This window comes from Variovorax sp. GW821-FHT10D07 (assembly GCF_059415325.1).
Genome location: NZ_JBWKMZ010000014.1, coordinates 203,588 through 229,835, shown reverse-complemented (window position 1 = coordinate 229,835; position 26,248 = coordinate 203,588). Strand labels below are relative to the sequence as shown.

General features: G+C 70.7%; 28 protein-coding genes. 14 read left to right on the top strand and 14 right to left on the bottom strand.

What is annotated here, in order from left to right:
- Window positions 1–20: 20 nt before the first annotated feature.
- Window positions 21–950, bottom strand: coding sequence for an N-acetyl-gamma-glutamyl-phosphate reductase (gene argC / locus AC07PU_RS32965; protein WP_495322492.1), 930 nt, complete (start codon window positions 948–950; stop codon window positions 21–23).
- Between the two features lie 82 nt (window positions 951–1,032).
- Between argC and AC07PU_RS32960 the strand changes: the two genes are divergently transcribed.
- The 7 genes from AC07PU_RS32960 (at window position 1,033) to AC07PU_RS32930 (ending at window position 7,507) form a co-directional block, all read left to right on the top strand.
- Window positions 1,033–1,932, top strand: a complete 900-nt coding sequence (locus tag AC07PU_RS32960; RefSeq protein ID WP_495322491.1) for a LysR family transcriptional regulator — start codon at window positions 1,033–1,035, stop codon at window positions 1,930–1,932.
- A 124-nt stretch (window positions 1,933–2,056) separates the two neighbouring features.
- Window positions 2,057–3,103, top strand: coding sequence for a Fe(3+) ABC transporter substrate-binding protein (locus AC07PU_RS32955; protein WP_057595618.1), 1,047 nt, complete (start codon window positions 2,057–2,059; stop codon window positions 3,101–3,103).
- A 124-nt stretch (window positions 3,104–3,227) separates the two neighbouring features.
- Window positions 3,228–4,937 (top strand): ABC transporter permease, encoded by a 1,710-nt coding sequence (locus AC07PU_RS32950; RefSeq protein ID WP_495322490.1) that lies wholly within the window; start codon window positions 3,228–3,230, stop codon window positions 4,935–4,937.
- Complete coding sequence (locus AC07PU_RS32945) at window positions 4,934–5,620, top strand: ABC transporter ATP-binding protein (RefSeq protein WP_495322489.1); 687 nt, start codon at window positions 4,934–4,936, stop codon at window positions 5,618–5,620. The genes AC07PU_RS32950 and AC07PU_RS32945 overlap by 4 nt, the downstream gene beginning before the upstream one ends.
- A 101-nt stretch (window positions 5,621–5,721) precedes the next feature.
- A complete protein-coding gene (locus tag AC07PU_RS32940; protein WP_495322488.1) occupies window positions 5,722–6,417 on the top strand; it encodes a glutathione S-transferase family protein in 696 nt (231 codons plus the stop codon).
- A 61-nt stretch (window positions 6,418–6,478) separates the two neighbouring features.
- The gene (gloA, locus tag AC07PU_RS32935) at window positions 6,479–6,892 is read left to right on the top strand and encodes a lactoylglutathione lyase (RefSeq protein WP_093340085.1); all 414 of its coding nucleotides are present in this window, start codon (window positions 6,479–6,481) and stop codon (window positions 6,890–6,892) included.
- A 6-nt stretch (window positions 6,893–6,898) separates the two neighbouring features.
- Complete coding sequence (locus AC07PU_RS32930; RefSeq protein ID WP_495322487.1) at window positions 6,899–7,507, top strand: DUF1697 domain-containing protein; 609 nt, start codon at window positions 6,899–6,901, stop codon at window positions 7,505–7,507.
- Between the two features lie 12 nt (window positions 7,508–7,519).
- Here AC07PU_RS32930 and AC07PU_RS32925 read toward each other — a convergent pair whose 3' ends face one another.
- The 4 genes from AC07PU_RS32925 to AC07PU_RS32910 form a co-directional block, all read right to left on the bottom strand.
- Complete coding sequence (locus tag AC07PU_RS32925; protein ID WP_495322486.1) at window positions 7,520–8,251, bottom strand: haloacid dehalogenase type II; 732 nt, start codon at window positions 8,249–8,251, stop codon at window positions 7,520–7,522.
- A gap of 7 nt (window positions 8,252–8,258) precedes the next feature.
- Entirely contained in the window at window positions 8,259–8,906 is a 648-nt protein-coding gene (gene eda / locus AC07PU_RS32920) for a bifunctional 4-hydroxy-2-oxoglutarate aldolase/2-dehydro-3-deoxy-phosphogluconate aldolase (protein ID WP_093340093.1), read from the bottom strand.
- Window positions 8,897–10,735, bottom strand: a complete 1,839-nt coding sequence (gene edd, locus AC07PU_RS32915; protein ID WP_495322485.1) for a phosphogluconate dehydratase — start codon at window positions 10,733–10,735, stop codon at window positions 8,897–8,899. The genes eda and edd overlap by 10 nt, the downstream gene beginning before the upstream one ends.
- Window positions 10,736–10,957: 222 nt before the next feature.
- Entirely contained in the window at window positions 10,958–11,512 is a 555-nt protein-coding gene (locus AC07PU_RS32910; protein WP_495322484.1) for an OmpA family protein, read from the bottom strand.
- 69 nt (window positions 11,513–11,581) lie between these two features.
- Between AC07PU_RS32910 and AC07PU_RS32905 the strand changes: the two genes are divergently transcribed.
- Both AC07PU_RS32905 and AC07PU_RS32900 read left to right on the top strand, forming a co-directional pair.
- Window positions 11,582–12,391, top strand: a complete 810-nt coding sequence (locus tag AC07PU_RS32905) for a gamma-glutamylcyclotransferase (protein WP_296797483.1) — start codon at window positions 11,582–11,584, stop codon at window positions 12,389–12,391.
- A complete protein-coding gene (locus AC07PU_RS32900; RefSeq protein WP_057597176.1) occupies window positions 12,388–12,930 on the top strand; it encodes a superoxide dismutase family protein in 543 nt (180 codons plus the stop codon). The genes AC07PU_RS32905 and AC07PU_RS32900 overlap by 4 nt, the downstream gene beginning before the upstream one ends.
- Window positions 12,931–12,936: 6 nt before the next feature.
- On the opposite strand, the gene AC07PU_RS32895 is transcribed toward AC07PU_RS32900, so the two are convergent.
- On the bottom strand, window positions 12,937–13,521 hold the full coding sequence (locus AC07PU_RS32895) for a nucleotidyltransferase family protein (RefSeq protein WP_495322482.1): 585 nt from the start codon (window positions 13,519–13,521) through the stop codon (window positions 12,937–12,939).
- Between the two features lie 32 nt (window positions 13,522–13,553).
- On the opposite strand from AC07PU_RS32895, the gene pdxH reads away from it, so the two are divergent.
- Window positions 13,554–14,207 carry a pyridoxamine 5'-phosphate oxidase gene (gene pdxH / locus AC07PU_RS32890; protein ID WP_495322481.1) on the top strand — a complete coding sequence of 218 codons (654 nt, stop codon included), beginning with the start codon at window positions 13,554–13,556 and terminating at the stop codon, window positions 14,205–14,207.
- A 4-nt stretch (window positions 14,208–14,211) separates the two neighbouring features.
- Here pdxH and AC07PU_RS32885 read toward each other — a convergent pair whose 3' ends face one another.
- The 8 genes from AC07PU_RS32885 to msrA form a co-directional block, all read right to left on the bottom strand.
- Window positions 14,212–15,417 (bottom strand): OmpA family protein, encoded by a 1,206-nt coding sequence (locus AC07PU_RS32885; protein WP_495322480.1) that lies wholly within the window; start codon window positions 15,415–15,417, stop codon window positions 14,212–14,214.
- Window positions 15,418–15,419: 2 nt separating this feature from the next.
- Window positions 15,420–15,806: a hypothetical protein gene (locus AC07PU_RS32880; RefSeq protein ID WP_495322479.1), complete on the bottom strand. Its 387-nt coding sequence runs from the start codon at window positions 15,804–15,806 to the stop codon at window positions 15,420–15,422.
- Between the two features lie 150 nt (window positions 15,807–15,956).
- Window positions 15,957–16,907 carry an AEC family transporter gene (locus tag AC07PU_RS32875; RefSeq protein ID WP_495322478.1) on the bottom strand — a complete coding sequence of 317 codons (951 nt, stop codon included), beginning with the start codon at window positions 16,905–16,907 and terminating at the stop codon, window positions 15,957–15,959.
- 67 nt (window positions 16,908–16,974) lie between these two features.
- The gene (locus AC07PU_RS32870) at window positions 16,975–19,074 is read right to left on the bottom strand and encodes a TonB-dependent receptor (RefSeq protein WP_495322477.1); all 2,100 of its coding nucleotides are present in this window, start codon (window positions 19,072–19,074) and stop codon (window positions 16,975–16,977) included.
- A gap of 78 nt (window positions 19,075–19,152) precedes the next feature.
- Window positions 19,153–19,563 carry a hypothetical protein gene (locus AC07PU_RS32865; protein ID WP_495322476.1) on the bottom strand — a complete coding sequence of 137 codons (411 nt, stop codon included), beginning with the start codon at window positions 19,561–19,563 and terminating at the stop codon, window positions 19,153–19,155.
- Window positions 19,563–21,752, bottom strand: a complete 2,190-nt coding sequence (locus AC07PU_RS32860) for a TonB-dependent receptor (protein ID WP_495322475.1) — start codon at window positions 21,750–21,752, stop codon at window positions 19,563–19,565. Before AC07PU_RS32860 ends, AC07PU_RS32865 begins: the two co-directional genes overlap by 1 nt.
- A gap of 81 nt (window positions 21,753–21,833) precedes the next feature.
- Window positions 21,834–22,226 carry a hypothetical protein gene (locus AC07PU_RS32855; protein WP_495322474.1) on the bottom strand — a complete coding sequence of 131 codons (393 nt, stop codon included), beginning with the start codon at window positions 22,224–22,226 and terminating at the stop codon, window positions 21,834–21,836.
- A gap of 19 nt (window positions 22,227–22,245) precedes the next feature.
- Window positions 22,246–22,797 (bottom strand): peptide-methionine (S)-S-oxide reductase MsrA, encoded by a 552-nt coding sequence (gene msrA / locus AC07PU_RS32850; RefSeq protein ID WP_495322473.1) that lies wholly within the window; start codon window positions 22,795–22,797, stop codon window positions 22,246–22,248.
- Window positions 22,798–22,897: 100 nt separating this feature from the next.
- Here msrA and AC07PU_RS32845 point away from each other — a divergent pair, with 100 nt between their 5' ends.
- From AC07PU_RS32845 to AC07PU_RS32830, 4 genes are read left to right on the top strand one after another with little or no spacing between them, the layout of a single operon-like run.
- Window positions 22,898–23,611 carry a TetR/AcrR family transcriptional regulator gene (locus AC07PU_RS32845; protein WP_093340115.1) on the top strand — a complete coding sequence of 238 codons (714 nt, stop codon included), beginning with the start codon at window positions 22,898–22,900 and terminating at the stop codon, window positions 23,609–23,611.
- A 41-nt stretch (window positions 23,612–23,652) separates the two neighbouring features.
- The gene (locus AC07PU_RS32840; protein ID WP_296781303.1) at window positions 23,653–24,330 is read left to right on the top strand and encodes a protein-L-isoaspartate O-methyltransferase family protein; all 678 of its coding nucleotides are present in this window, start codon (window positions 23,653–23,655) and stop codon (window positions 24,328–24,330) included.
- Window positions 24,331–24,343: 13 nt separating this feature from the next.
- On the top strand, window positions 24,344–24,682 hold the full coding sequence (locus AC07PU_RS32835; RefSeq protein WP_057596286.1) for a rhodanese-like domain-containing protein: 339 nt from the start codon (window positions 24,344–24,346) through the stop codon (window positions 24,680–24,682).
- A gap of 24 nt (window positions 24,683–24,706) precedes the next feature.
- On the top strand, window positions 24,707–26,248 hold the full coding sequence (locus AC07PU_RS32830; RefSeq protein WP_495322472.1) for a TolC family outer membrane protein: 1,542 nt from the start codon (window positions 24,707–24,709) through the stop codon (window positions 26,246–26,248).

The following is a 26,248-nucleotide window of genomic DNA, read 5'->3' as shown; positions in this document are numbered from 1 at the left end:
GGTCCGGGTGGTCACCGGCGCTACAGCGCGGGCGCCAGGGCCCCAGCCATCAACCGCAGGTTCTGCACCGCCGCCCCCGCGGCCCCCTTGCCCAGGTTGTCGAGCACCGCGCTCAACACGACCTGCCCCGTGCGCTCGTTGAAAGCCACCGCCAGGCTCATGTCGTTCGTGCCGTTGTGGATCTGCGGATCCAGTTCGGTCGCAGGCGCATCGGAAGACAGCGGCAGCACCCGCACATGCGCCGCATCCAGATAACGCTCGGCCAGGCATTCATGGATGCGCGCACCCGATACGCCGGCGGGAAGCAGCCGCGCATGCAGCCCGATCGTCAGCACGATCCCCTGACGATAGCTGCCGTAGGCCGGCACGAAGAGGGGCCGCTGCGACAGGCCGGCGTAGGCCTCGATCTCCGGCACGTGCTTGTGTTCGAGCGCGAGCCCATAGATCGTCAGCGAATGCACGCCAGCCCCGGCCTCGTGCGCTTCGGCGCCCGCCCTACCCTGGCCCGAATAGCCCGAGACGGCGTGGATGACCAACGGATAGTCGGCAGGCAGCAGACCCGCGTCCGTCAGCGGCCGCAGCAGCGCGATCGCGGCCGTGGGATAGCAGCCGGGATTCGTGACCCGCGATGCCGCGGCGATGCGTTCGCCCTGCCCGGCAGCCAGCTCCGGCAAGCCGTAGACCCAGCCGGGGCCGGTGCGATGCGCCGAGCTCGCATCGATGACGCGCACCGACGGGTTCTCGATCATCGCCACCGCGTCGCGCGCCGCGGCATCGGGCAGGCACAGGATCGCGATGTCGGCCTCGTTGAGCGCGGCGCGGCGCGCGGCCGGGTCCTTGCGCAGGTGGGTGGGCAGGGTGCGGATGCGGAATTCCCCGCCGCGCAGCCGGTTCTGCAGATCGAGGCCGGTGGTGCCCTGATCGCCGTCGATGAAGAGGTTGAGGTCCATGGAGCGCGATCGTAGGGACGAGGCCTCGATGGCTCCAGCTAAATATATGGAACCCCAGATTCAAAAAAGATAAATTAGCGCGATGCGGGAACTGAGCCTCGATCATCTGCGCACCCTGGTCGCCATCGCCGACCTCGGGTCGCTGGCCAATGCGGCGCGCGCGCTGCACCTGGCTGCACCCACCGTCACCGTGCAGATCGCGGAACTGGAGTCGCGCCTCGGCGGCCAGTTGCTGGTTCGCGGGCGCGGGCCCGCGCAGCCGACGGCCCTGGGCGAGCGCTTCATCGCGCGCGCCCGCCGGCTGCTGGCCGATGCCGACGATGCGGTGGAGGACGTCCGGCGCCAGCTCGCGGGGCAGACCGGCCGCGTGCGCGTGGGCGCCTCGACGGGCGCGATCGCGCACCTGCTGCCGCCCGCGCTCGAACGGCTGGCGCGCGACCATCCGGGCATCGAGGTCAACGTGCAGGTGCTGACCTCCAACGACAGCATGGCGCGGCTCGCCGCGGGCAGCCTCGACCTCGCGGTGGTGGCGCTGCCGCAGCCGCCGGTGCGCGGCGTGCATGTCACGCCGCTGCGGCGCGAGGCCGTGATCGCCTTCCTGCCGGCGGCCTGGAAGGCGCCGAAGCGCCTCACGCCGCAGTGGCTGGCCGAGCGGCCGCTGATCATGAACGACGCCTCCACGCGGCTCTACCGGCAGACGGCCGAATGGTTCTCGGCGGCCGGCGTGCATTGCCGGCCGCGCATCGAGCTCAACTACAATGACGCGATCCGCACGCTGGTGGCCGCGGGCTACGGCGCGGCCCTGCTGCCCGAGGAAGCGGACGGGCGCACGCCCGATCCGCGCATCGCGATCCGGCCGCTGAGCCCGGCGCTGTGGCGGCAGCTGGGCCTCGCGGTCGGTGACCGCGACGTCGGCGGCCCGACGCGCTTCGTGCTCGAGGTCCTGCAGGCGTCGAAGGCTCGCGGCGGCCCGGGCGAGTAGGCCTGCGGCTTGTAAGTCCAAACGACGCGCGCCTCCCATCCCTGTTGATAATCGTTCGCATCGGCGCCGCAGGCCGGCCGCCGCATTGCCCCGAGAACACATCACCGACCTGGAGGATCCCGTCATGACCCAACGCATCGGCGCGCGCGCAGCACACGCCCTGATCGGCGCCACCGGCGCCTGGCTCGCCCTCGCCGCCCTGCCCGCGCACGCGGCGGAAGAGCTCACGCTCTACACCACGCGCGAGCCGGCGCTGATCCAGCCGCTGATCGCCGCCTTCAGCGCGCAGAGCAACATCAAGGTCAACACGGTGTTCGTGAAGGACGGCCTGCTCGAGCGCGTGAAGGCCGAGGGCGCGCGCTCGCCGGCCGACGTGCTGATGACGGTGGACATCGGCAACCTGGTCGACCTGGTCGACGGCGGCGTCACGCAGCCCGTGAAGTCGGCCGCGCTCGAGTCGGCGATTCCCGCCAACCTGCGCGGCGCCGACGGCCAGTGGTTCGCGCTCTCGATGCGCGCGCGCGTGCTCTACGCCGACAAGGCGCAGCCGCTCACCAATTTCCGCTACGAGGACCTCGCCAATCCCAAGTGGAAGGGCAAGGTCTGCATCCGCGCCGGCCAGCATCCCTACAACACCGCGCTGGTGGCCTCGCTGATCGCGCACGACGGCGAAGCCAAGGCCGAGCAGTGGCTGCGCGGCGTGAAGGCCAACCTGGCGCGCAAGGCCACCGGCGGCGACCGCGACGTGGCGCGCGACATCCTCGGCGGCATCTGCGACGTGGGCCTGGCCAACTCCTACTACGTGGGCCAGATGAAGAGCGCCAAGGAAGGCACCGACGCGCGCAAGTGGGGCGATGCCATCAAGGTGGTGCGCCCGACCTTCGCCAAGAGCGGCGGCACGCACGTCAACATCAGCGGCGCGGCGGTGGCGAAGAACGCGCCGCAGCGCGCCAACGCGGTCAAGCTGCTCGAGTTCCTGGTGTCCGAGCCGGCCCAGTCCCTCTATGCCGACGCCAACTACGAATACCCGGTGCGCAAGGGCGTCGCGCTCGACCCGATCATCGGCCAGACCATCGGCGAGCTGAAGGTCGATCCGCTGCCGCTGACCGAGATCGCGAAGTACCGCAAGCAGGCCAGCGCGCTGGTCGACAAGGTCGGCTTCGACCAGTGATATCGGGAAGCGCTCGAGAAGTAGAAACCGTTCACGCTGAGCCTGTCGAAGCGCCGCACGAGGCTTCGACAAGCTCAGCCCGAACGGTTCTCGTGGATCGACCGGTTCTCTCCGATCGCAGATCATGCTGAGGGCCTCGCGCGGCCCCCGCACGCTGCAGGCGGTGGGCCCGCTGTGGCGCGGGGCCGCTTTCCTCGTGGCGGCCGGCGTGCTCGCGCCGGTGCTCGCCCTGCTGTGGCTCGCGCTCGGGCCCGGCGCCCAGGGCTTCGCGCACTGGCAATCGCTGTTCGCGCACGTGCTGCCGCAGGCCACGCTCAACACGGCCATGCTGCTGGGCGGCGTCGGCCTGCTGGTGCTGATCGTGGGCACCGGCTGCGCCTGGCTGGTCACGGCCTGCGACTTCCCGGGCCGGCGCGTGCTGCACTGGGCGCTGCTGCTGCCGCTGGCCATGCCGACCTACATCGTCGCCTTCGCCTACCTCGACCTGCTGCATCCCATCGGCCCGGTGCAGGGCGCGATCCGCTGGCTGCTGGGCTACGACAGCCCGCGCCAGTTCCGCCTGCCCGACCTGCGCTCGATGGGCGGCGCGGTCTTCGTGCTCGGCTTCGTGCTCTATCCCTACGTCTACATGACGGCGCGCGCGATGTTCATGAGCCAGCCCGCGCACCTGATGGAGGCCGCGCGCATGCTCGGCGAGAACCGGCGCGGCGCCTTCTTCCGCGTCGCGCTGCCGCTGGCGCGCCCGGCGCTGGCCGTGGGCCTGAGCCTGGCGCTGCTCGAGACGCTCAACGACATCGGTGCGTCCGAATTCCTCGGCGTGCAGACGCTCACCGTGGCCGTCTACACGACCTGGATCACGCGCTCCGACCTCGCGGGCGCGGCGCAGATCGCCTGCGCCATGCTCGCCATGGTGATCGCGCTGGTCTGGCTCGAACGCAACGGCCGGCGCCACCAGCGCTACGGCTCGGCGCAGCGCATGCGCGCGCTGCAGCCGCGGCCGCTGCGCGGCGCCATGGCCTGGGCCGCCACGGCGGCGGCCTCGCTGCCGGTGCTGATCGGCTTCGTCGCGCCGGCGCTCTACCTGGTCTGGGAAAGCGCCAAGCGGCTGCGCCAGGGCGGCGGCATCTCGCACGGGCTGCTCGCGAGCCTGGCCAACACCATCGCGCTGGCGGCCGGCGTCACGGTGGCCGCGGTCGCGGCCGGGCTGCTGGTGGCCTGGGCCGCGCGCAACCCGGGCGGCCAGGGCGGCAGCGCGCGGCGTGGCCGCTGGCCCGCGCGCGTGGCCACGCTGGGCTATACGGTGCCGGGCACGGTGCTGGCCATCGGCCTGCTCACGCCGGCGCTGGCCTTCGATGCCGCGCTCGCCACCGCGTTCGGCTGGCAGGGACTGCCGCTGATGGGCGCGGGCGTGGTGCTGGTGGCGGCCTGCACCATCCGCTTCCTCGCGATGCCGGTCGGCAGCATCGAGGCCGGCCTCGCGCGCATTCCGCCGGCCATCGAGCAGGCCGCGCGCCTGCTCGGCGAGACCGCCCTCGGCGCGCTGCGACGCGTACACCTGCCGCTGCTGCAGCCCTCGATCGCCGCCGGCGCGCTGCTGGTCTTCGTCGACGCGATGAAGGAACTGCCCGCCACCCTGCTGCTGCGGCCCGCCAACTTCGACACCCTCGCGACCTGGCTCTATGCCGAGGCCGCGCGCGGCACCTACGAGGAAGGCGCGATCGCGGCGCTGCTGATCGTGGCGGCCGGGCTGCTGCCCGTGATGCTGCTGGCGCGCAGCCAGCTCGCGGCCGCGCACGCGGCCGATCCCCTGCCCGTATCCTCCGCCACGCCATGAGCGCCAACCTGCACATCGACGCCCTTTGCCTCGCCTACGACACGCCGCGCGGCCCGCACGTCGTGGTCGACGGCTTCTCGCTCGCGCTCGCGGCCGGCGAGATCGCCTGCCTGTTCGGCCCCTCGGGCTGCGGCAAGACCACGGTGCTGCGCGCCATCGCGGGCTTCGAGCCGCTGCGCGCGGGCGAGATCCGGCTCGGCGAGCGCACGCTGTCCTCGCTGCAGCAGCACCTGCCGCCCGAGGCGCGGCGCGTGGGCATGATGTTCCAGGAGTACGCGCTGTTCCCGCACCTCGACGCGGCACGCAACATCGCCTTCGGGCTGCGCCGTTTGCCGCGCGCCCAACAGCAGGCGCGCGTGGCCGAGATGCTCGCGCTGGTCGGGCTGGCCGAGGCCGGCGAGCGCTATCCGCACGAGCTCTCGGGCGGCCAGCAGCAGCGCATCGCGCTGGCCCGCGCGCTGGCGCCCGCGCCGGCGCTGCTGCTGCTCGACGAGCCCTTCTCCAACCTCGACGGCACCACGCGCGAACGGCTCACGGTGGAGGTGCGCGCGATCCTGCGCCAGGCCGGCCAGACCGCGATCCTCGTGACCCACAACGAGACCGAGGCGCAGGCCATGGCCGACCGCATCGGCGTGATGCACGGCGGGCGCATCACGCGCTGGATCGAGACCTCGGCCCGCTGAGGCCTAGCACAAGACGCTCTTTTGCCGAATGGGCTTTTCGGGAAAAGGTTGTTCGCCCCCGGAAGAATCCGGCCCCACCGATTCATCCGGAGCGCCCGCCCATGTCCCAGCCCCTCACCCTCGTCAGCCACCTGCTGTGCCCCTATGTGCAACGCGCCGCGATCGCGCTGCACGAAAAGGGCGTGCCCTTCGAGCGCGTCGTCATCGACCTCTCGGCCAAGCCCGACTGGTTCCTCGCGATCTCGCCGCTGGGCAAGGTGCCGCTGCTGCGCGTGCAACGGCCCGACGGCGGCGAGACCGTGCTGTTCGAGAGCAACGTGATCTGCGAATACCTCGAGGAGACCCAGCCCGGCGCGCGGCTGCATCCCGAGGACCCGCTCGCGCGCGCCGAGCACCGCGCCTGGATGGAGTTCGGCTCGGCGATCCTGGCCGACCTCTGGGGCTACGAGACCACCAAGGACGCCGAGGTGTTCGCGCAGAAGCGGCAGGCCCTGGCCGACAAGTTCGCGCGCGTCGAAGCCGCGCTGGGCGCCGGCCCCTTCTTCGCGGGCGAGCGCTTCAGCCTGGTCGACGCGGTGTTCGCGCCGGTGTTCCGCTACTTCGAGGTGTTCGACCGCCTCGTCGACTCGAAGCTCTTCGACGCCCTGCCGCGCGTCGATGCCTGGCGCCAGGCGCTGGCCGCGCGGCCCAGCGTGCGCGCGGCGGTGGTGCCCGAGTACCCCGAGCACCTGATGGACTTCCTGCGCAAGCACGAGTCGCTGCTGCTCACGCGCGCCGAGGAAGTCCGAGCGGCTTGATCGGCGCGGCGGGAGACCGACAATAGCGGGCTCCCACGACAACACCCACGGACTCCACGCGATGAGACTCCTCCACACCATGCTGCGCGTCGGCAACCTGCAGCGCTCGATCGACTTCTACACCAAGGTGCTCGGCATGAACCTGCTGCGCACCTCCGAGAACCCCGAGTACAAGTACAGCCTGGCCTTCGTCGGCTACGACGAGGGCAACCCCGGCCAGGCCGAGATCGAGCTCACCTACAACTGGGGCACCGAGAGCTACGAGCTCGGCACCGCCTACGGCCACATCGCGCTCGGCGTGCCCGATGCCTACGCGGCCTGCGAGAAGATCAAGGCCGCGGGCGGCAACGTCACGCGCGAAGCCGGCCCGGTGAAGGGCGGCACCACGGTGATCGCGTTCGTGACCGATCCCGACGGCTACAAGATCGAATTGATCCAGCGCGCCGAACAGGCGGCCGGCGGCGGACTGCGCTGATCGGCGATGGCCACCGGCGCCGCGAAGAAGAAACCGGCCGCGACAAAGGCCGGTGCCAAGGCCGGCAATAAGGCCGGCAACAACGCCGTGCGCCATGTCGCGCTGCTGCGCGGCGTCAACGTCAACGGCATCACCATCCGCAGCGCCGACCTGCAGGCGTTGTTCGTCGAGCTCGGCTTCGACGCGGTGCGCACCGTGCTCGCGAGCGGCAACGTGCTGTTCGACACCGACGAGACCGACACTGCCGCGCTGCGCCAGCGCATCGAGCAGGCGCTGCGCGAGCGCTTCGGCTACGAGGCCTGGATCGTGCTGCTCGCGCAGGCCACGGTGGCGCGCATGGCCGCGGGCTATCCCTTCGAGCGCGTCGACGAGGAGCGCCATCCGTACATCGTGTTCGGCTCCGATCCCTCGATGCTCGACGAGGTGATGGCCAAGGCCGAAGAACTCGAGACGTACACCGACCGGCTGCAGCGCGGCGACGGCGTGCTCTATTGGGAACTGCCGCGCGGCGAGAGCACCGACACGCCGGTGGCGAAGCTGCTCGCGAAGACGCGCTACAAGTCGAGCACGACCACGCGCAACCTGCGCACGGTCGAGAAGCTGCTGGCCAGTTGAACCGGCGCGGCCTCAGCAGCCGAGCAACTCGGCCAGCTGCAGGATGTCGCGCGCATGCAGGTTGTTGGCCGCCACCGGCGTCACGTCCTTGGGCTGCGCACGGCCGAACTCAAAGGGCCGCTCGATGTAGCCGGTCTTGAGGCCGCAGGCGCGCGCGGCCGCGAGGTCGTCGTGGTGCGCGGCCGCCAGCATCACCTGGCCCGGCGTGGCATCGAACACGCCGGCCACGCCGAGGTAGGTGCGCGGGTCGGGCTTGTAGGCCTTGAAGACCTCGGCCGACAGGACGCAGTCCCAGGGCAGGCCCGCGCGCTTGGCCATCTCGGTCAGCAGGCCGATGTTGCCGTTCGACAGCGAGCAGATGGTGAACTTGCGCTTGAGGCGCGTGAGCCCTTCCACCGCATCGGGCCAGGCCGGCAGCCGGTGCCAGGCGCGGCTGAGTTCGCGCCGCGCGGCAGCATCGAGGCGGTCGCTGAGGCCGAAGTCGCGCAGCACCTGCTCGAGCATGCTCAGGTGCAGTTCGTCGAGCAGGGTGAAGCCGCCCTCGCCCGCGGCGATGCGCTCCATCACCTGCTTCATCGCGGGCTGGTAACCGGCGCGCCAGGCCAGCGCGAAGGTCGCGCCGTCGACGCCCGGCAGGGCCTGCTCGGCCTCGGCGGCGATGCCGCTGTGCCAGTCGACCACGGTGCCGAAGACGTCGAAGGCCACGACCTTGAGGTCGCTGGCGTCGAAATCCGCGTTGCCCATGGCGGCCTCAGCGCGCGAGCTGGCTCGCGGCGCGCGCCAGCTGTTCGATGCGGGCCCAGTCGCCGTCGCGGATGGCGTCGGTCGGCACGATCCACGAGCCGCCCACGCAGGCCACGTTCGACAGCGCGAGGAACTCGGCCGCGTTGCCCGCATGGATGCCGCCCGTGGGGCAGAAGACGACGTCGCCGAACGGGCCCTGCCAGGCCTTGAGCATCGGCAGGCCGCCGGCCTGCAGCGCGGGGAAGAACTTGAGCTGGGTGTAGCCGTCCTCCTGCGCCGACATGATCTCGCTGCCGGTGGCCACGCCGGGCAGCAGCGGCAGGCCGAGGTCGTGGCAGGCCTTGCCAACCGCGCGCGTGTAGCCCGGGCTCACGCCGAACTTCGCGCCGGCCAACGCCGAGGCCTGGGCATCGGCCGCGCTGCGGATGGTGCCCGCGCCGGCCACGGCCTCGGGCACTTCCTTGGCGATGATCTCGATGCATTCGAGCGCCTGCGGCGTGCGCAGCGTCACCTCGAGCATGCGGATGCCGCCGGCGACCAGCGCGCGCGCGAGCGGCACGGCGTGCTTCACGTCGTTGAGCACGATCACCGGGATCACCGGCGCGTCGCGCATCACGTCGAGGGAAGTCAGTGCGTTCTTGTCGTTTACAGCCATGAGCAGGCTCCTTCTTCAGCAGTCAATGCATTACGCCGCATGCCGGCGAACAGTTCGCGCCCCAGGCCGTGGCCGTCGGCGAAGCGCTGGGCCTCCGACAGCGTGGCGGCCTCGCGCTCGGCCCACTCGTCGGCGGGCAGCAGGACCTCGAGCGTACCCGCGACCGCGTCCAGGCGTATGACGTCGCCGTCGCGCACCTTGGCCAGCGGCCCGCCCGCGGCCGCCTCGGGCGACACGTGGATGGCGGCCGGTATCTTGCCCGAGGCGCCGCTCATGCGGCCGTCGGTGACCAGCGCCACGCGGAATCCCTTGCCCTGCAGCACCGACAGCGGCGGCGTGAGCTTGTGCAGCTCGGGCATGCCGTTGGCCTGCGGACCCTGCCAGCGCACCACGCAGACCACGTCGCGCTCGAGCTCGCCGGCCGTGAAGGCCTTCTGCAGCGCGGCCTGCGAATCGAACACCCGCACGGGCGCCTCGACCACATGGCGGTCGTCGGGCACCGACGAGACCTTGATGACGCTGCGGCCCAGGTTGCCGTTCAGCAGCTTCAGGCCGCCGGTCGCGCTGAAGGGCGCGGCGACGGGCCGCGTGACGGCGTCGTTCTGCAGCGCGGCGGCCGGCGTCCAGCGCAAGCGCTTGGCATCGGCCTCGCCCTCGAGCGACGGCACGTCGGCGAATTCGCGGATGCCGCCCGAACGCACCGTCAGCACGTCGGCATGCATCAGGCCGGCCTCGACCAGCTCGCCGATCACGAAGCCGGGGCCGCCCGAGGCCTGGAACTCGTTCACGTCGGCGCTGCCGTTGGGGTACACGCGCGTGAGCAGCGGCACCACGTCCGACAGCTTCGAGAAATCGTCCCAGTCGATCACGATGCCCGCGGCGCGCGCCACGGCCACCCAGTGGATCAGGTGGTTGGTGGAGCCGCCGGTCGCGAGCAGCGCGGCCATGGCATTGACGATGCAGCGCTCGTCGACCATCTCGCCGATGGGTGGGCACTGGAAGGCGGCTTCGCCCGCCTGGCCCAGCACCGTGCGCACCGCCTCGCGCGTGAGCGTCTCGCGCATCGCGTCGCCCGGTTGCACGAAGGCCGTGCCGGGCACGTGCAGGCCCATGGCCTCGAGCAGCATCTGGTTGCTGTTGGCGGTGCCGTAGAAGGTGCAGGTGCCGAGCGTGTGATAGGCGGCCATCTCGGCCTCGAGCAGGCCCTGGCGGCCCACGAGCCCCTGCGCGGCCTGCTCGCGCACCTTCGACTTCGCGTTGTTCGACAGGCCCGAGGGCATCGGGCCCGCGGGCACGAACACGGTGGGCAGGTGGCCGAAGTGCAGCGCGCCGATCAGGAGGCCCGGCACGATCTTGTCGCACACGCCGAGCATCAGCGCGGCATCGAACATGTCGTGCGTGAGCGCGACCGCGGTGCTCATCGCGATCAGGTCGCGGCTGAACAGGCTCAGCTCCATGCCGGGCGTGCCCTGCGTCACGCCGTCGCACATGGCGGGCACGCCGCCGGCCACCTGCGCGGTGGCGCCGAGGCGGCGCGCCTCGTGCTTGATGATGTCGGGATAGCCCTGGTACGGCGCATGGGCCGAGAGCATGTCGTTGTAGGCGGTGACGATGCCGATGTTGGGCGCGCGCTCGGCGACCACGCGGAACTTGTCGTTGGCCGGGATGCCGGCCACGGCATGCGCCACGTTGGCGCAGCCCATGCGGTCGGAGCCGCGGTCGCGCTGGCGCAGTTCGGCGAGGCGCGCGAGGTAGGCGCCGCGCTGCGCCTTGCTGCGATCGCGGATGCGATCGGTGACGTCGAGGACGGTGGGGTGTGTGCTGCTCATGGGGATGTTGTCGGTGGCTCTGCCGATGCGGTCGCCACTGTCGCGTGGGCGACCTCGAGATGGGTTCATCGTAGCAAGGACGACGCCAGGCCTCGATGGAAATCGGGCACCGTGCCAATACGAATCCACGCCCGGATACGGATGCTTGCAAAACACCCGGACGCGGGCTCGCGCGAGCCCGCGTGGCGGCGCATTCCGCGCGCCGCGGCGGCCTGCCCGGCCTCAGTCGAGCAGCTTGACCTCGACCCGGCGCGCCTGCGCGTCGTTGCCGCTGCCGGCCGTGACGGGCGGGCGCAACAGGTCGATCTTGTCGGCCGGCACGCCGAGGCCGACGAGCACGTCGCGCACCGTCTCGGCACGCTTCTTCGCGAGCTGTTCGTTGACCGCCGCATCGCCGGTGGTGTCGTGGAAGCCCGAGACCACCGCCTTGCGACCGGCCTCGACGCCCTTGATGACCGCGGCCAGCGCTTCCGCCGCACCGGGCGCGAGGTCGGCGCTGCCGGTGGCGAAGTAGAAGTTCACCACGCCATTGGCGACGCGGATGCTGGCGCCGTCGGGGATCGTGACGGTGACCGTCTCGGTGACCTCGGCCACCGTGGTCTGGGTGGCTGGCGCCGCGGCCGGCACCGTGATGGCGGTTTGTGCCGTCGCGGAAGCCTTGGCGGGCGTCTTGTGCCACGCCGCGAAGGCGACCACCCCACCGACGATCAGCAGCAGCAGGATCGCGATCAGCCCGAGGGCGAAATTCTGCTGGCTGTCGTCGGTGTTGTTCGTCACGCGTGCTCCATAGGATGAAAGCGGCCGGTAAATAATGGGGTGGTCAACCATGATCAGGAAATTGTAGGCATGGGTCCTTCTCCCGACACTGTAGGCGCTGGCCCCACCTCGGGCTCGGACCCGGCGCCCAATCCCGGGCCGCCGGGTCTGGATCCGCTGCCCAAGCCGCTGCGCGACCCGCAGCCGATGCTCGAGCGCACCATCGCCGAATGGGGCGGCCACGAGGACCTCTGGCTGTTCGGCTACGGCTCGCTGATCTGGCGGCCCGAGTTCGACTTCATCGAGCGCCGCCCGGCCTGGGTGCGCGGCTGGCACCGCGCGCTGAAGATGTGGAGCCGCGTCAACCGCGGCAGCGTGCAGACGCCGGGCCTGGTGTTCGGCCTGCTCTCGGGCGGCAGCGTGCGCGGCATGGTGTTCCGCGTGCCGGCCGCGCAGGGCCTGGACACGCTGCGCCGCCTCTGGCTGCGCGAGATGCCCACCGGCGTCTACGACCCCAAGTGGTTGCGCTGCACCACCGCCTCGGGGCCGGTGAGCGCGCTGGCCTTCACGCTGTCGCGGCGCAGCCCCAACTTCACGGGCGAGCTCAGCGACGAGCGCTACCGCCACATCTTCGCCAATGCCGTGGGCCGCTACGGCAGCTCGCTCGACTATGCGCAGCAGACGCTCGAGGAGCTGCGCCGCCATGCGATCCACGACGTGGCGCTCGCGCGGCTGGTGGCGCTGGCCGTCCCCTCCGACACATCGGCGGCGCACACTGCATCGCCGGCCCCGACCGATTGCGATGTGGTGCCGCCTCCGGTATACGTCGCAGGGTCTTCCGACAAGAAATCCTCTCAACCTTCCGGACCCTCCGGATCTCCCGACAAGGACCAACAATGAAGAACTCCTCCCGCCGCCTCGCCGGCGCCGCCACCGCCGTGCTCGCGGCCTCGCTGCTGGCCGCCTGCGGCACGCTGGGCGGCAAGCCGGCCACCACGGTCGAGCTGGTGCCCACCGGCGCGATCACGCCGAACCCGACCACGGGCACCGTCACCTTCACCGCGCTCGAGCATGGCGTGCGCGTGGCCGGCATCGTGCGCGGCCTGCCGCCGAACACCGAGCACGGCTTCCACATCCACGAAAAGGGCGACTGCGGCGACAACGGAAATGCCTCGGGCGGCCACTTCAACCCCAGCGGCGGCACGCACGGCAAGTTCGCCGCGCCGGGCAGCCATGCGGGCGAACTGCCGAGCCTGGTGGCCAACGGCGCCGGCGAGGCACGCTTCAGCGTCGAGAACCATGCGATCTCGCTGACGCCGGGCGCCGCCAACAGCGTGATCGGCCGTGCGCTGGTGGTGCACCGCGACAAGGACGACTTCACGACCCAGCCGGCCGGCAACTCGGGCCCGCGCATCGCCTGCGCGGTGATCGGCAAGTAAGAAGGCTCAGCCGGCGTCTGGTGCGCCGGCTGCCTCGCGCGCGCGCCACAGCGCCTCGGCGCGCGCCAGGGCCTCGGGGGTGTCGATGTCGGTCACGATGCCGGCATCGTCTAGCGCCAGGTCAGCTACCGAATCCATAGCACGCAAAGCGCGCAGGACGGGCGCCGCGCCGAAGTTGCCTTCGAGCGCGGCGAGCGCCGCCTGGCAGCCGGCGGCAAAGCCCACCGGATGGCCGCGCTCTCCCTGGTAGCTCGGCTGCGCCGCCTGCACGCCGCCCGCGAGCGCCGCTGCCACGGCGCGGATCGTCTGGGGCAACACCAGCGGCAGGTCGCCCGGCAGGATCAGCCAGCCGGCCGCGCCCGCCGTGGCGCGCACCGCGGCCGCGATCGAATCGCCCATGCCCGGATGGCCCGCATCCTCCACATGCCAGGGCAGGCCGCTCGCGCGCACGGCGTCGAGCGTGCGCTCGAGCACCGGCCTGCCGGCCAGCGGCGCGCGCAGCTTCGAGCCGCTGCCGCCGGCGGCCACGAAGCGTTCGCCGCGGCCCGAGGCCAGCACGATCACGGTCGGGGGATTCGCAAGGGGGGTCACGGCGCGAGTATCGCTTGGGCAACAATGCCGCCATGACTTCCCCGACTTCCAAAGAATCGCTGGCCGCGCTGCGCAAGAGCTACGAGCGCGCCGAGCTCGGCGAGGCGCACAGCGCCGACGATCCGCTGCGCCAGTTCGAACGCTGGCTCGACGAGGCCATCGACGCCCAGGTGCCCGAGCCCAACGCTATGACCTTGTGCACCGTCGGCAGCGACCTGCGGCCCTCGAGCCGCATCGTGCTGATCAAGGGCTACGACGCGCGCGGCCTGGTCTGGTACACCAACTACGAGAGCCGCAAGGGCCGCGAGCTCGCGGGCAACCCCTACGCCTCGCTGCAATTCCATTGGGTCGAGCTCGAGCGCGTGGTGCGCATCGAGGGCCGGGTCGAGAAGGCCGGCGCCGACGAGAGCGACGCCTACTACGCGAGCCGCCCGCTCGATTCGCGCCTGGGCGCCTGGGCCAGCCCGCAGAGCGAGGTGATCGGCGGGCGCGAGGTGCTGGTGAAGAATGCGGCCGTCGCCGCGGCGAAGTACCTGCTCTCGCCGCCGCGCCCGCCGCACTGGGGCGGCTATCGGCTGGTGCCCGACCGCTGGGAGTTCTGGCAGGGCCGCAAGAGCCGGCTGCACGACCGGCTGCGCTACCGGCTCGAGGCCGGTCAGTGGGTGCGCGAGAGGCTCGCGCCCTAAGCCATCAGGCCTCGCAGGCCGCCACCTTGAATTCGACGCGGCGATCGAGCGCGTCGCTCGCATCGTCGGCGCCCGTGCCCACGATGTTCTCGCGGAAGCCCGCGCCGGCTTCGCGCAGCTTCTTCGCCAGCGGCGGGGCCTCGCCCACCAGCCGGGTCTTGACGGTCACCGCGCGCTGCAGCGACAGCCTTTCGTTAACGGCCTCCGAGCCCGTGCGGCTGGTGTGGCCGGTCACGACCACGCAGGAATCGATCTGCGCGGCCTGGCGCGCGATCTGGCGCAGCCACATCGGGTAGGCGGCGCTGATCTTCGGGTCGGCCAGGAAGTCGGTCGAGCCCGGCTTGAACAGGAACTTCACGCTGAGGTTGTTGGTTTCGAGCCCCAGCCGCGCGAGCGTGCCGAAGGTCTTCTCGGCATCGGCGGTGCGACCGAGCTGCGACTGCGTGAGGTACAGGCCGCTGTAGACGCGCAGCTGCTGCCCATCGGGGCGACGCGAGGCGGCATCGTAGCGCGCCAGCGCCTCCTGCAGCCGGCCGGCCTCGTAGGCGGCGGTGGCTTCCTGCATCACGGTCGCGGTCGGCAGGCGCTCGAGGTAGAGCGCGTCGGCGGCCTGGCCCGGCTGGGTCTCGGCGGTGCGGATGTAGCCCTCGACGCCGCGGTCCTTGCCGTTGACCGGACTGTCGCGGAAGAAGGCCGTGGGCCGGGTGTCGAGCGAGGCATCGCTGATGCGCGCCACCGACTGCGCGATCACCACGCCGCTCTTGATCTCGGTCAGCGCGAGGTTCAGCCGGTAGGGCGAGCCGCCCGCCTCCTTGTCGCGCACCAGCGTGCCGTTGAGCACGTACTGCGCGGTGGCGATCTCGGTGCTGTTGAACGGCGTCACGGTGAACTGCTTGAACTGCGCCTGCATGCGCTGGACGATGCGCTGCTCGGCCACGCGCGTGACCTCGGTCTGCTGGCCGCTGGCGCTCTCGAGCAGCGGGTCGATGACGATGCGGCTCTGCTTCATCGAGGACTCGACCTTGGCGAGGAAGCCCGGCAGCTTCTTGGTCTGCACCATCAGGTCGTCCACCGCCTGGTCGACGGCCTGTTCGAAAGGCATCGCGTTGCCCGGCTGCGGGCGCTGTGCCGCGCAGGCCGCGAGCAGCACGGCGGCGGCGCCGAGCGCCATCGCGCGCAGCGCGCCGCGCAGGCTGGAGGGGATCTTCATCATCAGCATTGGCTCCTCAAGTACGTCATGTCCTGGTCCGACAGCGGCTCGCCCACGGCGGCGCGCATGTTGATCTCGGTGCAGCGCTTCGTCGGCGCCGGCCGGCGCGCGGGCGCGGACCGGTCGGCCTCGTGCTCCGCCACGCGGGCCGGCGGCGCCTCGGCCGGCGCGCGCGGCTTCGGCGGCGGCCGCACGGCCGCCTTCTCGCTCGGCCGGTCGACGGCGGCCGGCGGCTTCGCCGGTTCGGGCGCCGGTTTTTCCTCCGGCTTGGGCACGGCCAGACAGGGCGTGCGGCACGGCTTGGCCTGCGCCGCCGCCGGCGTGGCGGCGCCCAGCAGCAGCCATGGCGCGATCGCCGTCGCGATCAGCACCATCGCAGCAACGGGCATGGATCGCGTCTGGCAAATCATCAGCGGGGAAATGTAGAGCGGCCGGCGGCGCTCCACATCTCGCCAAACGGCCACCCTGCCGAACGGCATAGGGGCACGGGGCGAGGAGGAAATCGAAAGGCTACGGTTTCGCGTGGCCCGGGACGGATGTCAGGGCAACCACTGCACCCAGAGCATCACCAGCGTGAGCGTGGCCAGTGCCAGCAGCGTGGAGACCGCGACGCTGGCGGTCACCAGGTCCTCGGCGCTGCGGTAGCGCTGCGAGAACAGGAACACGTTGGCGCCGATCGGCAGCGCGGCCGCAACCACCATCACCGTGAGCGGAATGCCGCGCACGCCGAGCGCCCAGCCGATGATCGCCACCAGCAGCGGATGCAGCAGGTTCTTGACGCCGGCCTGCACCAGGGCACTGCGCCAGTGGCGCCCCACTGGCGTGAGCGCCAGCGTGATGCCCACCATGACCAGCGCCACCGGGCCGAAGGCCTGGCCCAGCAGTTCGATGGTGCGGTCGACCGGCTGCGGCATGACCCAGCCGCTCTGCGCGAACAGCAGGCCCGCGATGATCGGCAGCGGCACCGGATGGATGATGGCGTTGCGCAGCGCGCGCAACACGGTGCGCAGCATCGAGCGCTTCTCGGCGCCGCCGACCACCGCGTGCTCGCGCGCCACCGCGAGCTCGAGCACCACGGTGGCGCTGGTCATCAGCACCAGCGAATGCAGCGAGATCAAGGTCAGCAGCACCACCATGCCGGCCTCGCCATAGGCCAGGCCGACCAGCACGATGCCGATCATCACGGTGTTGCTGTAGGTGTTGGCGAGCGCGAGCACCGCGCCCGTGCGGTTGAAGCCGCGCAGCGCCAAGGTGGCCGCGAACAGCAGCCCCGAGGCGATGAAGTAGGCGGCCACCGGCTTGAAGCGCAGTTCCTCGACGTGCACGCCGCTCATCGCGCGGAACAGCAGCGCCGGCGCGAGCAGCAGGAAGATCAGGTTGGAGAGGTCCTTGACCGCATTGCCGCCGATCCAGCGGCGCCTCCCGGCCAGGTAGCCCGCCGCGATCAGCAGCACGACGGGCAGGAGGGAGGAGATGACGAACGAATTCACCGGTCGAGGATAGCCGAGCGTTCGTGCCCGCCTCCCTCCCCCGCCGGGGGAAGGAGGCACCCTCCGGTCAGAAGGTCACGCGCACGCCCACCTTCAGCGAGCGCCCCGGCAGCGGCGCGGCCGGATACACCGTCGTCGTCAGGATCGAGGTCGCGCTGTAGGCCAGCTTGTTGCCGATGTTGTCGACGCGCGCATACCAGGTGAGGTTGGCGCGCTGCACCTTCATGCGATAGGCGATCGAGGCGTTCCACAGGGTGTAGGCATCGGTCTCGCGCGCACCGACGCCCGGCACGCGGTGCTGCGCGGCGTTGTAGTCGAAGCCGACGCGGCCGCTCCACGGGCCGTTGCCGTAGACCAGCGTGGCGCCCACGCGCACCGGCGCGATGCGCGGCAGCGGCTCGCCGGTGTCGGTGTTCTTCGCGCGCACCAGGTCGCCGCGCCATTCGAGGTCGAGCGTGCCGGCGTCGTTCATGCGCGCGAAGCCGTCGCTGCCCAGCAGCCGCAGGTTGCCGCTGGCCTCGATGCCGGTGAAGCGCGCGCGCACGCCGTTGTAGAGGTACTCGGCCAGCGTGTCGGTGACCTCGGGATCGGTCACGACCTGGCCTTCCTCGTCGAGCGTGCGGCCCGAGGCGGTCAGGCCGATGTAGTTGCGAAAGCGCGTGACGTAGGCGTTGACGCGCGCCGTGTTCGGTCCCGATTTCCATTGCGCGCCGAGGTCGAAGCCGGTCGACTGCTCCTTGCTCAGGTTCGGGTTGCCGACCTCCCATGCGGCCGTGGCCACGTGCGGGCCGTTGGCCAGCAGCTCGTAGTCCTTGGGCGCGCGCTCGGTGTAGGCGATGTTCGAGGTCAGCTGCCACTGCGGCGCGAGATTGACCAGGGCGCCGAAGGCGGCGCTGTTCGGGTTGAAGGTGCGCTCGCCGATCGCGAAGCGGTTGATGCTCGGATCGTCGGGATAGCCGAGCGATCGCACGGTGACGCGCTCGGTGCGCGCGCCGAAGCTCAGCTTGCCCCACGAGGTGCCCATCTCCTCGTAGAGGAACGGCGCGCGCGAGCGCGTGCGGCTGTGCGGCGCGAAGGCTTCCTCGCCGTCGGCGGCGAAGCGGTTGGTCTCGGCGCTGAAGCCCATCAGGCCTTCCAGCGGCCCGATCTTCTCGTGCCGCACCTCGACGCGCAGGTCGTTGCTCATGTTCGAGAAGGTGGTGCCGGCCTCGGCGCCCTCGAACTCGGTGTGGCGGTAGTTGGTGTGGCTGAGCTTGGCGTGGACGCTGCGGATGATGCCGCCCGGGCGCCATTCGCCCTCGATCGCGTAGCGGTCGGACTTCATCGCGATGGTCACGTCGTCCTCGGCCACGGTGCCGTAGTTGCTGCGGTAGGTGCTGGCCGAGGCGCCGATCCAGCCCCGGTCGAAGAACAGCGTGCCGCCGATCGCGCCGCCGTGCGCCTCGTTGGCCGAGTTGCAGATCTTGCGCGCGCGCCAGGGCGAGCCGGGCTTCTCGCAGTTCAGGTCGATCGGCGCCGAGACGTCGCTCGAATCGCGCTTGAAGGCGTCGGCATGCAGCGCGAAGCGGCCGTTGCCGCCCTCGAGCATCACGGCGCCGTTCTTCTCGCGGTTGCCGGTGGCATAGCCGAGGTCGGCGCGGCCGCCGAAGCCCTCGATCGGCTCGCTCGGGATGCGGTTGTCGATCAGGTTCACCACGCCGCCGACCGCGCTGCCGCCGTACTGCAGCGCCGACGGGCCGCGCAGCACCTCGACGCGCTCGGTGACCAGCGCGTCGACCGGCACCGCGTGGTCGTAGCTCAGCGCCGAGGCGTCGGGCGCGCCGCCGCCGTTCTGCAGGATGCGGATGCGGTCGCCGTCCTGGCCGCGGATGATCGGCCGGCTGGCGTTGGGGCCGAAGTAGGTGCTGCTGACGCCGGGGATGTTGTCCAGCGTCTGGCCCAGCGTGGACTGCGAGCGCAGCAGCAGTTCGTCGCCCGAGAGCGTGGTGGTGGGCGCGATCAGGTCGCTGGCGCCCAGCGGGTTGCCGGTGACGGTGATCTCGCGCAGGCTGGTGGTGGGTTGCGGGTTCGGCGAGGGATCGACGGGTGCGGTCTGGGCCAGGGCCGCGGCCGAGGCGAGCGAGAGGACGGCAGCGCCGATGGCGTTGCGACGGAATTGGGGGGTCATGATGAAAACTCGTTGAATCGATGAGCGACCGCCGGCCACCCGTGCGCGACGGGTGGCGGCGAATCGGAAACGGAACATTCAGCGAGCGACAGGCGGCCCGCGGGCCTCGAACGGCGCGACCCAGCGGACGATGGCCTCGCCCTGCAGGTAGGCGAAGCGCGCCGCCGGCAGTTGCACCGGCAGCAGCACCAACGGCACGCCCAGGGCGCCGGAGCCGTGCGCGAGCCGGTCGTACAGCCGGCACTCGGCATCGGTGCGGTCGCCGAACAGGGCATGCAGCCAGCCGTGCCGCGCGGCGGAGGCATGCGCCTGCGCCTCGTGCACGCCCTGCGTCGCGCCGGCGGCCGCGGCCATGCGCCGGGCCTCCACGGTCCGGGTCCAGTCGCCCGGCACGTGCAGCGTGGCATGCACGAGCCCGAGGGTCGACGCCGCCCACACCGCGAGCAGCAGCGTGAGAACGACGGCGCGCGACAGCCTCGAATGCTTCATCAGAAGTGCGTGGTCATGCTCATGTACACGCTGCGCCGCGTGCCGTATTGCGGCGCGCCCACGCCGACACCGGTGCCGTCGCGCAGCAGGTAGCTCTTGTCGAACAGGTTCAGGATCGCGACGCGGCCGACCACGTCGCTGCCCGAGGCGTACTTCCAGGTGTGGGCGTAGGCGGCGTTGACCACCGTGTAGTTCGGCAGCGCGGCGCTGTTGGGCGCACCGCCGTCGGGCGTGCGGCGCAGGCCGCTGCCGAAGATCACGTCGCCGCTGACCTGGTCGTCGCCGAAGCGGTAGCTGGCGCCGGCCGAGGCCGTCCAGGTCTGGTCATGGTCCAGGTACACATCGTGGTTGGCGATGTAGCCCAGCTCGTCGGCGCCGAACAGCGACTGGCTCGACACGATGTTCCTGCCCATCGCCTTCTGGTGGGCCAGGTTCGCATAGGCCGACCAGTGCTCGTCGTTGTAGCGCGCCGACAGCTCCAAGCCGCGCGCGAAGCCGTCGGCGTAGTTGAACGGCGACAGGATCAACGCCTGGCCGAACTGGCCTTCGTCGACCAGGTTCGTGATGTTCTTGTAGTAGACGTCGGCCGACAGCGACAGGTTCGGGCTCAGCTTGTGGTCCACGCCCAGGTCGAAGTAGTGGGTGCGCTCGGCCTTCACCGGGTCGGACACGGCGATCTCGGGCTGGTTGGTGGTGCCCGCGTAGAGGTTGATGCTCTGCTGCGATGCCAGCTCCTGCGGCGGCGGCGTGAAGTAGCGCGCGTAGCCCGCGTGCAGCGCCGTGTCGTCCGACAGCTTGTACGCGAGGTTCAGCCGCGGGCTCCACTGGTGCTCCTTGGTGAAGGCATCGACGCTGTCGTAGCGCAGGCCGTAGTTGAGCGTGAGCTTCGGGTCGATGCGCCACTCGTCCTGCAGATAGAGGCTGGCGAGCTGGCCGACCTTGCCGGAGTTGTCGTTGATCAGCAGCGGCGTGTCGCCGGCCGGCGCGCCGCTGTCGTCGACCGGGAACACGTTCACCGCATTGATGCTGCGCGTGGTCTGCCGCGTGTAGGCGCCGCCGAAGCGCAGCGTGTGCGCGCTGCCGAGCTTGTACGAGGCATCGGCCTGGAGGCCGTTGGACGAATTCGAGCGCAGGGTGTCCGAGGCCACGCCGTTGTAGACCAGGTCGCCCACCGGGTCGGGCAGGTAGTGCAGGTTCGAGTACTGGTGGAAGGCCGAGACCTGGAAGTCGAGCGCGCCGAGGGTCTTCTGGAACGACAGCGCGACGAAGCGCGTGGCCTCGGTCTGCCGCTCGCGCACGTCGGACGACGGCAGCGCGTTGAAGCCCGAGCCCAGGTCGCTGAAGCCGGCGAGCGAGAAGGCCGGGGCCTGGTCAGGGTTGGTCGGGATCTGGAACTTGCCGTTGTAGGTGCCGAACATCAGGCCCAGGCGCGTGTCGGCGTCGAGGTAGTACGACAGGTTGCCGAAGGTCTTGCCCTGGCGCGTGCGGTCGTTCTGCGCGTTCAGCGTCGGCTGGGGGTTCTCGATGCCGCTGGTGTTGGACACCAGGCTGCCCGACAGGTAGTAGCTCAGGTTGCCCGTGGTGCCGTAGAACGACGCGTTCTCCTCCAGCGTGTTGTGGCTGCCGAAGGTGAAGCCGAGCGAGCCGCCGGGCTTGCCGAGGCCCTGCTTGGTCTGGATGTCGACGATGCCGGCGGTGCGCAGGCCGTACTGCGCGGGCAAGGCGCCGGTGAGGAAATCGACCGAGTCGATGTAGCGCGTGTCGAGCGACTGGCCGAAGCCCGAGATGCCCTCGGGCAGCTGCACGCCGTTGACCCGGTACTGCACGTTGCCGTGGTCGTCGCGCACGTGCAGCGAACCGGAGGCCTTGGAATCCTTGGCGACGCCCGGCAGGGTCAGCAGCACGTCGTCCAGCGGCGTGGCGTCGCCCTTGCCGAGCGCGTCGATGGCCGAGCGGTCGATGCGGTAGACGGTGGCGCCGACCGCGGGCGACAGCTCCATGCGCGCCTTCTTGAGGCGCTCGGACTGCGCCTCCACCGTCACCGCCGGCAGGGCGCCGGCGGCGGGCAGCGCGCCCGCGGAAGCATCGGCGGCAGGCGCCGCCGCGGCGAGCTCCTGCGCGACGGCTGCCAGCGACAGCAGGGAAAGAACGGCAACGCCCACGGCGTTGCGACGGAAATGGGGAATCATGAATGGACACTCGTTGAATCGATGGGCGGCCCGCCGCCACCCGTGGCGAACGGGTGCGGCGAGCCGGAACACAAGGGGGATTCAGCGAGAGGAAGGCGGGCCGCGCGCGTCGAACAGCGCGACCCAGCGGGCGAGCACCTCGCCCTGCAGGTAGGCGAAGGTGGCCGTCGGCAACAGCATCGGCAGCACCACCAGCGGCACGCCCGGTGCGCTGGAGCCGTGCGAGAGCTGGTCGTACAGGCGGCACTCGGCATCGGTGTGCTCGCCGAACAGGCTCGCCAGGCCGTGCGCGGCATGGTCGTGCCCGGCGTGGTCGTGGCCCACGTGCGCGGCCGCGGCCGCCGCGGGCAGGCCCGGCGCGTGCAGCGAACGGTGCATCAGCCCGAGCGTGCCCGCGAGCCACAGCGCGATCGCCAGCGCGAAGACGAGCGCGCGCTGCGAACGGGTCGGGCCGGACGAAAGGGCGAGGTGCACGGGCGCGGCGGAAAGAGGATCAGGCCTTGACGCGCGCGGCGAAGGTCTTCTGGAACTTCTCGACCTTCGGTCCCACGACGAAGGCGCAGTAGCCCTGGTTCGGGTGGTTCAGGAAGTAGTCCTGGTGGTAGGCCTCGGCGGTCGAGTAGTTGTCGAGCGGCTTGACCTCGGTCACCACCGGCGAGGCATAGGTCTTGCCGGCCTCGATCTCGCGGATGACGTCGTCGGCCACCTGCTTCTGCGCCTCGGTCGTGTAGTAGATGCCGCTGCGGTACTGGGTGCCGACGTCGTTGCCCTGGCGGTTGAGCGTCGTGGGGTCGTGCACCACGAAGAAGATCTCGAGGATCTCGCGTAGGGCGATCTGCGCCGGGTCGAAGCTCAGCTTCACCACCTCGTTGTGGCCGGTGCGGCCGGTGCAGACCTGCTCGTAGCTGGGATTGACCGTCTGGCCGTTCGAATAGCCCGATTCCACGTCGACCACCCCCTGCACGCGGTCGAACACCGCCTCGGTGCACCAGAAGCAGCCGCCGCCGAGCACGATGGTTTCGGTGGTGGAAGGCGAAGAGGTCATGGGGGACTCCAGGAACGGACTGACAAGGGAACCCGATATTGTCGCGGCTTGACGCATTCGATGCGGCTCACTACATTACTAACCCGCGAGTCATTAAACAATGCCCACTCCCCGATTCCTTGCCGACAAGATCTGCCCGGTCCGCGCCAAGCGCGAGCGGCGCAAGGAGGCGCGCCCCGGTGAACTGCTGGCGGCGGCGCTCGATCTGTTCGTCGAGAAGGGCTACGCCGCCACCCGCTCGGAAGAAGTGGCGGTGCGTGCCGGCGTCTCCAAGGGCACGCTGTTCCTCTATTTCCCGAGCAAGGAAGAGCTGTTCAAGGCCGTGGTGGTCGAGAACCTCGGCGGCCGTTTCACCGAGTGGAACCAGGAATTCGAGACCTTCGAGGGCACCACGGCCCAGATGCTGCGCTATTGCATGCGCGTGTGGTGGGAGCGCGTGGGCCTGACCCAGGCCTCGGGCCTCACCAAGCTGATGATGAGCGAAGGCGCCAACTTCCCCGAGCTGGCGGACTTCTACCGCCAGGAGGTGGTGCGGCCGGGCCATGCGTTGCTTCGGCGCATCATCCAGCGCGGCATCGACCGCGGCGAGTTCCGGCCGGTCGACGTCGACCACACCATCTACTCGGTGGTCGCGCCGATGATCTTCCTGATGCTCTGGAAGCACTCGGCCAACCTGTGCGTCGACGAGGGCGACAACTTCGACCCGCTCAAGTACATCGAGATGCAGGCCGACGTGGTGCTCTACGGCCTGAGCACCCAGCCGCGGGCGCAGGCGGAACCCGACGAAGCCGCTGGCCCGTCGGGTGCCGCCTAAAATTGAAGGTTTGTCCTGACCCGCCCCCAGAAGGAAAACCCATGAGCACCGCCCCCACCCTCGAGCGCTTGCGCTTCAACATGATCGAACAGCAGATCCGCCCCTGGGATGTGCTGGACCTGGAAATCCTCGACCTGCTGGCGGTGATCCGCCGCGAGGACTACGTGCCCGAGGCGCACCGCGCGCTGTCCTTCTTCGACATGGAGCTGCCGCTGCTCGACGGCTCGGTGCCCGGCGAATTCATGCTGTCGCCCAAGGTCGAGGCCCGCACGCTGCAGGACCTGCACGTGCAGAAGCACGAATCGGTGCTCGAGATCGGCACCGGCTCCGGCTTCATGGCCGCCCTGCTCGGCGCCCGCGCCGCCAAGGTGCTGTCGCTCGAGATCAACCCCGCGCTGGCCGCCCGCGCCGCCGAGACCCTGCGCCAGAACGGCGTGACCAATGTCGAGGTGCGCCATGCCGACGGCGCCGTGCCGCTGCCCAGCGGCCCGAGCTTCGACGTGATCGTGCTCAGCGGCTCGGTCGCGCGCATTCCGCAGAACCTGCTCGGCTCGCTCAAGGTCGGCGGCCGCCTGGCCGCGATCGTCGGCGACGAACCCATGATGCGCGCCCACTTCGTGACCCGCAGCAGCGAAAGCAAGTGGGACACGATCCAGCCCTGGGACACGGTGGCGCCGCGCCTTTTGAACTTCCCCGAGCCGTCGCGCTTCGCGTTCTGATCGGGCCGGCCGCATGATCGATCAAGTCCGCCCCGCCGACCTCGCCGCCTGGTTTGCACAGGACGCCGACGCACCCGCCGTGCTGCTCGACGTCCGCGAGCCCTGGGAGCTGCAGACCGCGAGCGTCGCCCCGGCGGGCTTCACGCTGCTGGCGATCCCGATGAACGAGATCCCCGCGCGCCTGTCCGAGCTCGACGAGAACCAGCGCATCGCCTGCCTGTGCCACCACGGCGCCCGCAGCCAGCGCGTGGCCGCCTTCCTGCACCAGAACGGCTTTGCGCAACTGGCCAACGTGGCCGGCGGCATCGACGCCTGGTCCGCGCAGCACGACCCCGCCGTGCCGCGCTACTGATTCTTCCGCTCCCAAGGACTTTCAATGCCTCCCAGGCCCCGGCTCCTGCCTCTTTCCGCAGCCATCGCAAGCCTTCTTGCCACGCTGCTCGCATCGCCGGCCCAGGGCCAGACACTGAACGAACTCTACGAATCGGCGCGTGGCTTCGATGCCACCTACCAGGGCGCGCGCGCCCAGTACGACGCCAGCGTGGCGCGCGCGGCGCAGGCCAGGGCCGGCATCCTGCCGGCCGTCGGGCTCAGCGCGGGCGTGAACCGCAACAACCTCGACATCGACGTCATCACGGGCAACCAGCAGGGCAGTTCCTCGCGCGACTTCACGCAGCAGAACGTCGGCATCAACGCCACCCAGCCGCTATACCGGCCCGCCAACTGGGCCACCTGGGAGCAGGGCAAGCGCCAGGCCGAGATCGCGCAGTCGGTGTTCACCATCGCCGAGCAGGACCTGATCGTGCGCGTGAGCCAGGCCTATTTCGACGTGCTCGCGAGCCAGGACAGCCTGTCGCTGGTGCGCGCGCAGAAGGCGGCCGTGTCCGAGCAGCTCGCCTCGGCCAAGCGCAACTTCGAGGTCGGCACCTCCACCATCACCGACTCGCGCGAGGCCCAGGCCCGCTACGACCTCGTGGTGGCGCAGGAGATCGCGGCCGAGAACGACCTGCGCGTGAAGAAGATCGTGCTCGACCAGCTGGTCGGCCGCCCCGGCAGCGTGCCGGTGCCGCTGGCCGTGCCGGTGGTGCTGCCGACCGCGCAGCCGGCCGACATCGAGGCCTGGGTCTCGCAGGCCGACGCGGGCCACCCGGCGATCCGCCAGGCGCAGCTCGGCGTCGACGTGGCGGGCCTGGAGATCGAGAAGGCGCGCGCCGGCCACAAGCCCACGCTGGACGCCAACCTCGGCTACAACGTCACGCGCAACCCGAACGGCACCAGCACCAGCACCGTGGGCACGCGCATCAACGCCGCCACCGTGGGCGTGACCTTCAACCTGCCGCTGTTCGCGGGCTTCGCGACCGAGAACCGCATCAAGGAAACGCTGGCCCTCGAGGACCAGTCGCGCAGCGTGCTCGACGGCACCCGCCGCAACGTGGCGCAGGCCACGCGCGCGGCCTACCTCGGGCTGGTCTCGGGCGCGGGCCAGGTCAAGGCGCTCGAGGCGGCCGAGGCCTCGAGCCAGAGCGCGCTCGACGCCAACCGCCTGGGCTACCAGGTCGGCGTGCGCATCAACATCGACGTGCTCAATTCGCAGAGCCAGCTCTACCAGACCAAGCGCGACCTCGCGCAGGCGCGCTACAACGTGCTGCTGGGCAACCTGAAGCTGCGCCAGGCCAACGGCACGCTGACCGTGGCCGACATGGATGCCATCAACGCCACGCTGGCGAAGAACGGCAGCGTGCCCGCGGTGCCGGCCCCATCGACCACCACCCCGGCCGATCCGAACGCCGTGGCCGTGCCGCCCGCGCGGCCCAGCGTGCCGGTGGTGCCGCCGGTGCCGGTGGCGCCGTTCAATCCGCCGCCGCCCGCGATCCCCGTCGCACCGCCGCCGCCGCCGGTGCTGAACCCGGGGCGCTGA

What these genes read in the sequence shown, in the direction of transcription:
- AC07PU_RS32950 (WP_495322490.1), top strand. Translation starts at nt 3,228, where the DNA reads ATGCTGAGGGCCTCGCGCGGCCCCCGCACGCTGCAGGCGGTGGGCCCG.
- AC07PU_RS32840 (WP_296781303.1), top strand. Translation starts at nt 23,653, where the DNA reads ATGAGCACCGCCCCCACCCTCGAGCGCTTGCGCTTCAACATGATCGAA.
- eda (WP_093340093.1), bottom strand. Translation starts at nt 8,906, where the DNA reads ATGGCTGTAAACGACAAGAACGCACTGACTTCCCTCGACGTGATGCGC.
- gloA (WP_093340085.1), top strand. Translation starts at nt 6,479, where the DNA reads ATGAGACTCCTCCACACCATGCTGCGCGTCGGCAACCTGCAGCGCTCG.
- AC07PU_RS32845 (WP_093340115.1), top strand. Translation starts at nt 22,898, where the DNA reads ATGCCCACTCCCCGATTCCTTGCCGACAAGATCTGCCCGGTCCGCGCC.
- AC07PU_RS32880 (WP_495322479.1), bottom strand. Translation starts at nt 15,806, where the DNA reads ATGCCCGTTGCTGCGATGGTGCTGATCGCGACGGCGATCGCGCCATGG.
- AC07PU_RS32925 (WP_495322486.1), bottom strand. Translation starts at nt 8,251, where the DNA reads ATGGGCAACGCGGATTTCGACGCCAGCGACCTCAAGGTCGTGGCCTTC.
- AC07PU_RS32930 (WP_495322487.1), top strand. Translation starts at nt 6,899, where the DNA reads ATGGCCACCGGCGCCGCGAAGAAGAAACCGGCCGCGACAAAGGCCGGT.
- AC07PU_RS32870 (WP_495322477.1), bottom strand. Translation starts at nt 19,074, where the DNA reads ATGACCCCCCAATTCCGTCGCAACGCCATCGGCGCTGCCGTCCTCTCG.
- msrA (WP_495322473.1), bottom strand. Translation starts at nt 22,797, where the DNA reads ATGACCTCTTCGCCTTCCACCACCGAAACCATCGTGCTCGGCGGCGGC.
- AC07PU_RS32960 (WP_495322491.1), top strand. Translation starts at nt 1,033, where the DNA reads ATGCGGGAACTGAGCCTCGATCATCTGCGCACCCTGGTCGCCATCGCC.
- AC07PU_RS32955 (WP_057595618.1), top strand. Translation starts at nt 2,057, where the DNA reads ATGACCCAACGCATCGGCGCGCGCGCAGCACACGCCCTGATCGGCGCC.
- pdxH (WP_495322481.1), top strand. Translation starts at nt 13,554, where the DNA reads ATGACTTCCCCGACTTCCAAAGAATCGCTGGCCGCGCTGCGCAAGAGC.
- AC07PU_RS32830 (WP_495322472.1), top strand. Translation starts at nt 24,707, where the DNA reads ATGCCTCCCAGGCCCCGGCTCCTGCCTCTTTCCGCAGCCATCGCAAGC.
- AC07PU_RS32860 (WP_495322475.1), bottom strand. Translation starts at nt 21,752, where the DNA reads ATGATTCCCCATTTCCGTCGCAACGCCGTGGGCGTTGCCGTTCTTTCC.
- AC07PU_RS32945 (WP_495322489.1), top strand. Translation starts at nt 4,934, where the DNA reads ATGAGCGCCAACCTGCACATCGACGCCCTTTGCCTCGCCTACGACACG.
- AC07PU_RS32900 (WP_057597176.1), top strand. Translation starts at nt 12,388, where the DNA reads ATGAAGAACTCCTCCCGCCGCCTCGCCGGCGCCGCCACCGCCGTGCTC.
- AC07PU_RS32885 (WP_495322480.1), bottom strand. Translation starts at nt 15,417, where the DNA reads ATGAAGATCCCCTCCAGCCTGCGCGGCGCGCTGCGCGCGATGGCGCTC.
- AC07PU_RS32905 (WP_296797483.1), top strand. Translation starts at nt 11,582, where the DNA reads ATGGGTCCTTCTCCCGACACTGTAGGCGCTGGCCCCACCTCGGGCTCG.
- argC (WP_495322492.1), bottom strand. Translation starts at nt 950, where the DNA reads ATGGACCTCAACCTCTTCATCGACGGCGATCAGGGCACCACCGGCCTC.
- AC07PU_RS32835 (WP_057596286.1), top strand. Translation starts at nt 24,344, where the DNA reads ATGATCGATCAAGTCCGCCCCGCCGACCTCGCCGCCTGGTTTGCACAG.
- AC07PU_RS32940 (WP_495322488.1), top strand. Translation starts at nt 5,722, where the DNA reads ATGTCCCAGCCCCTCACCCTCGTCAGCCACCTGCTGTGCCCCTATGTG.
- edd (WP_495322485.1), bottom strand. Translation starts at nt 10,735, where the DNA reads ATGAGCAGCACACACCCCACCGTCCTCGACGTCACCGATCGCATCCGC.
- AC07PU_RS32865 (WP_495322476.1), bottom strand. Translation starts at nt 19,563, where the DNA reads ATGAAGCATTCGAGGCTGTCGCGCGCCGTCGTTCTCACGCTGCTGCTC.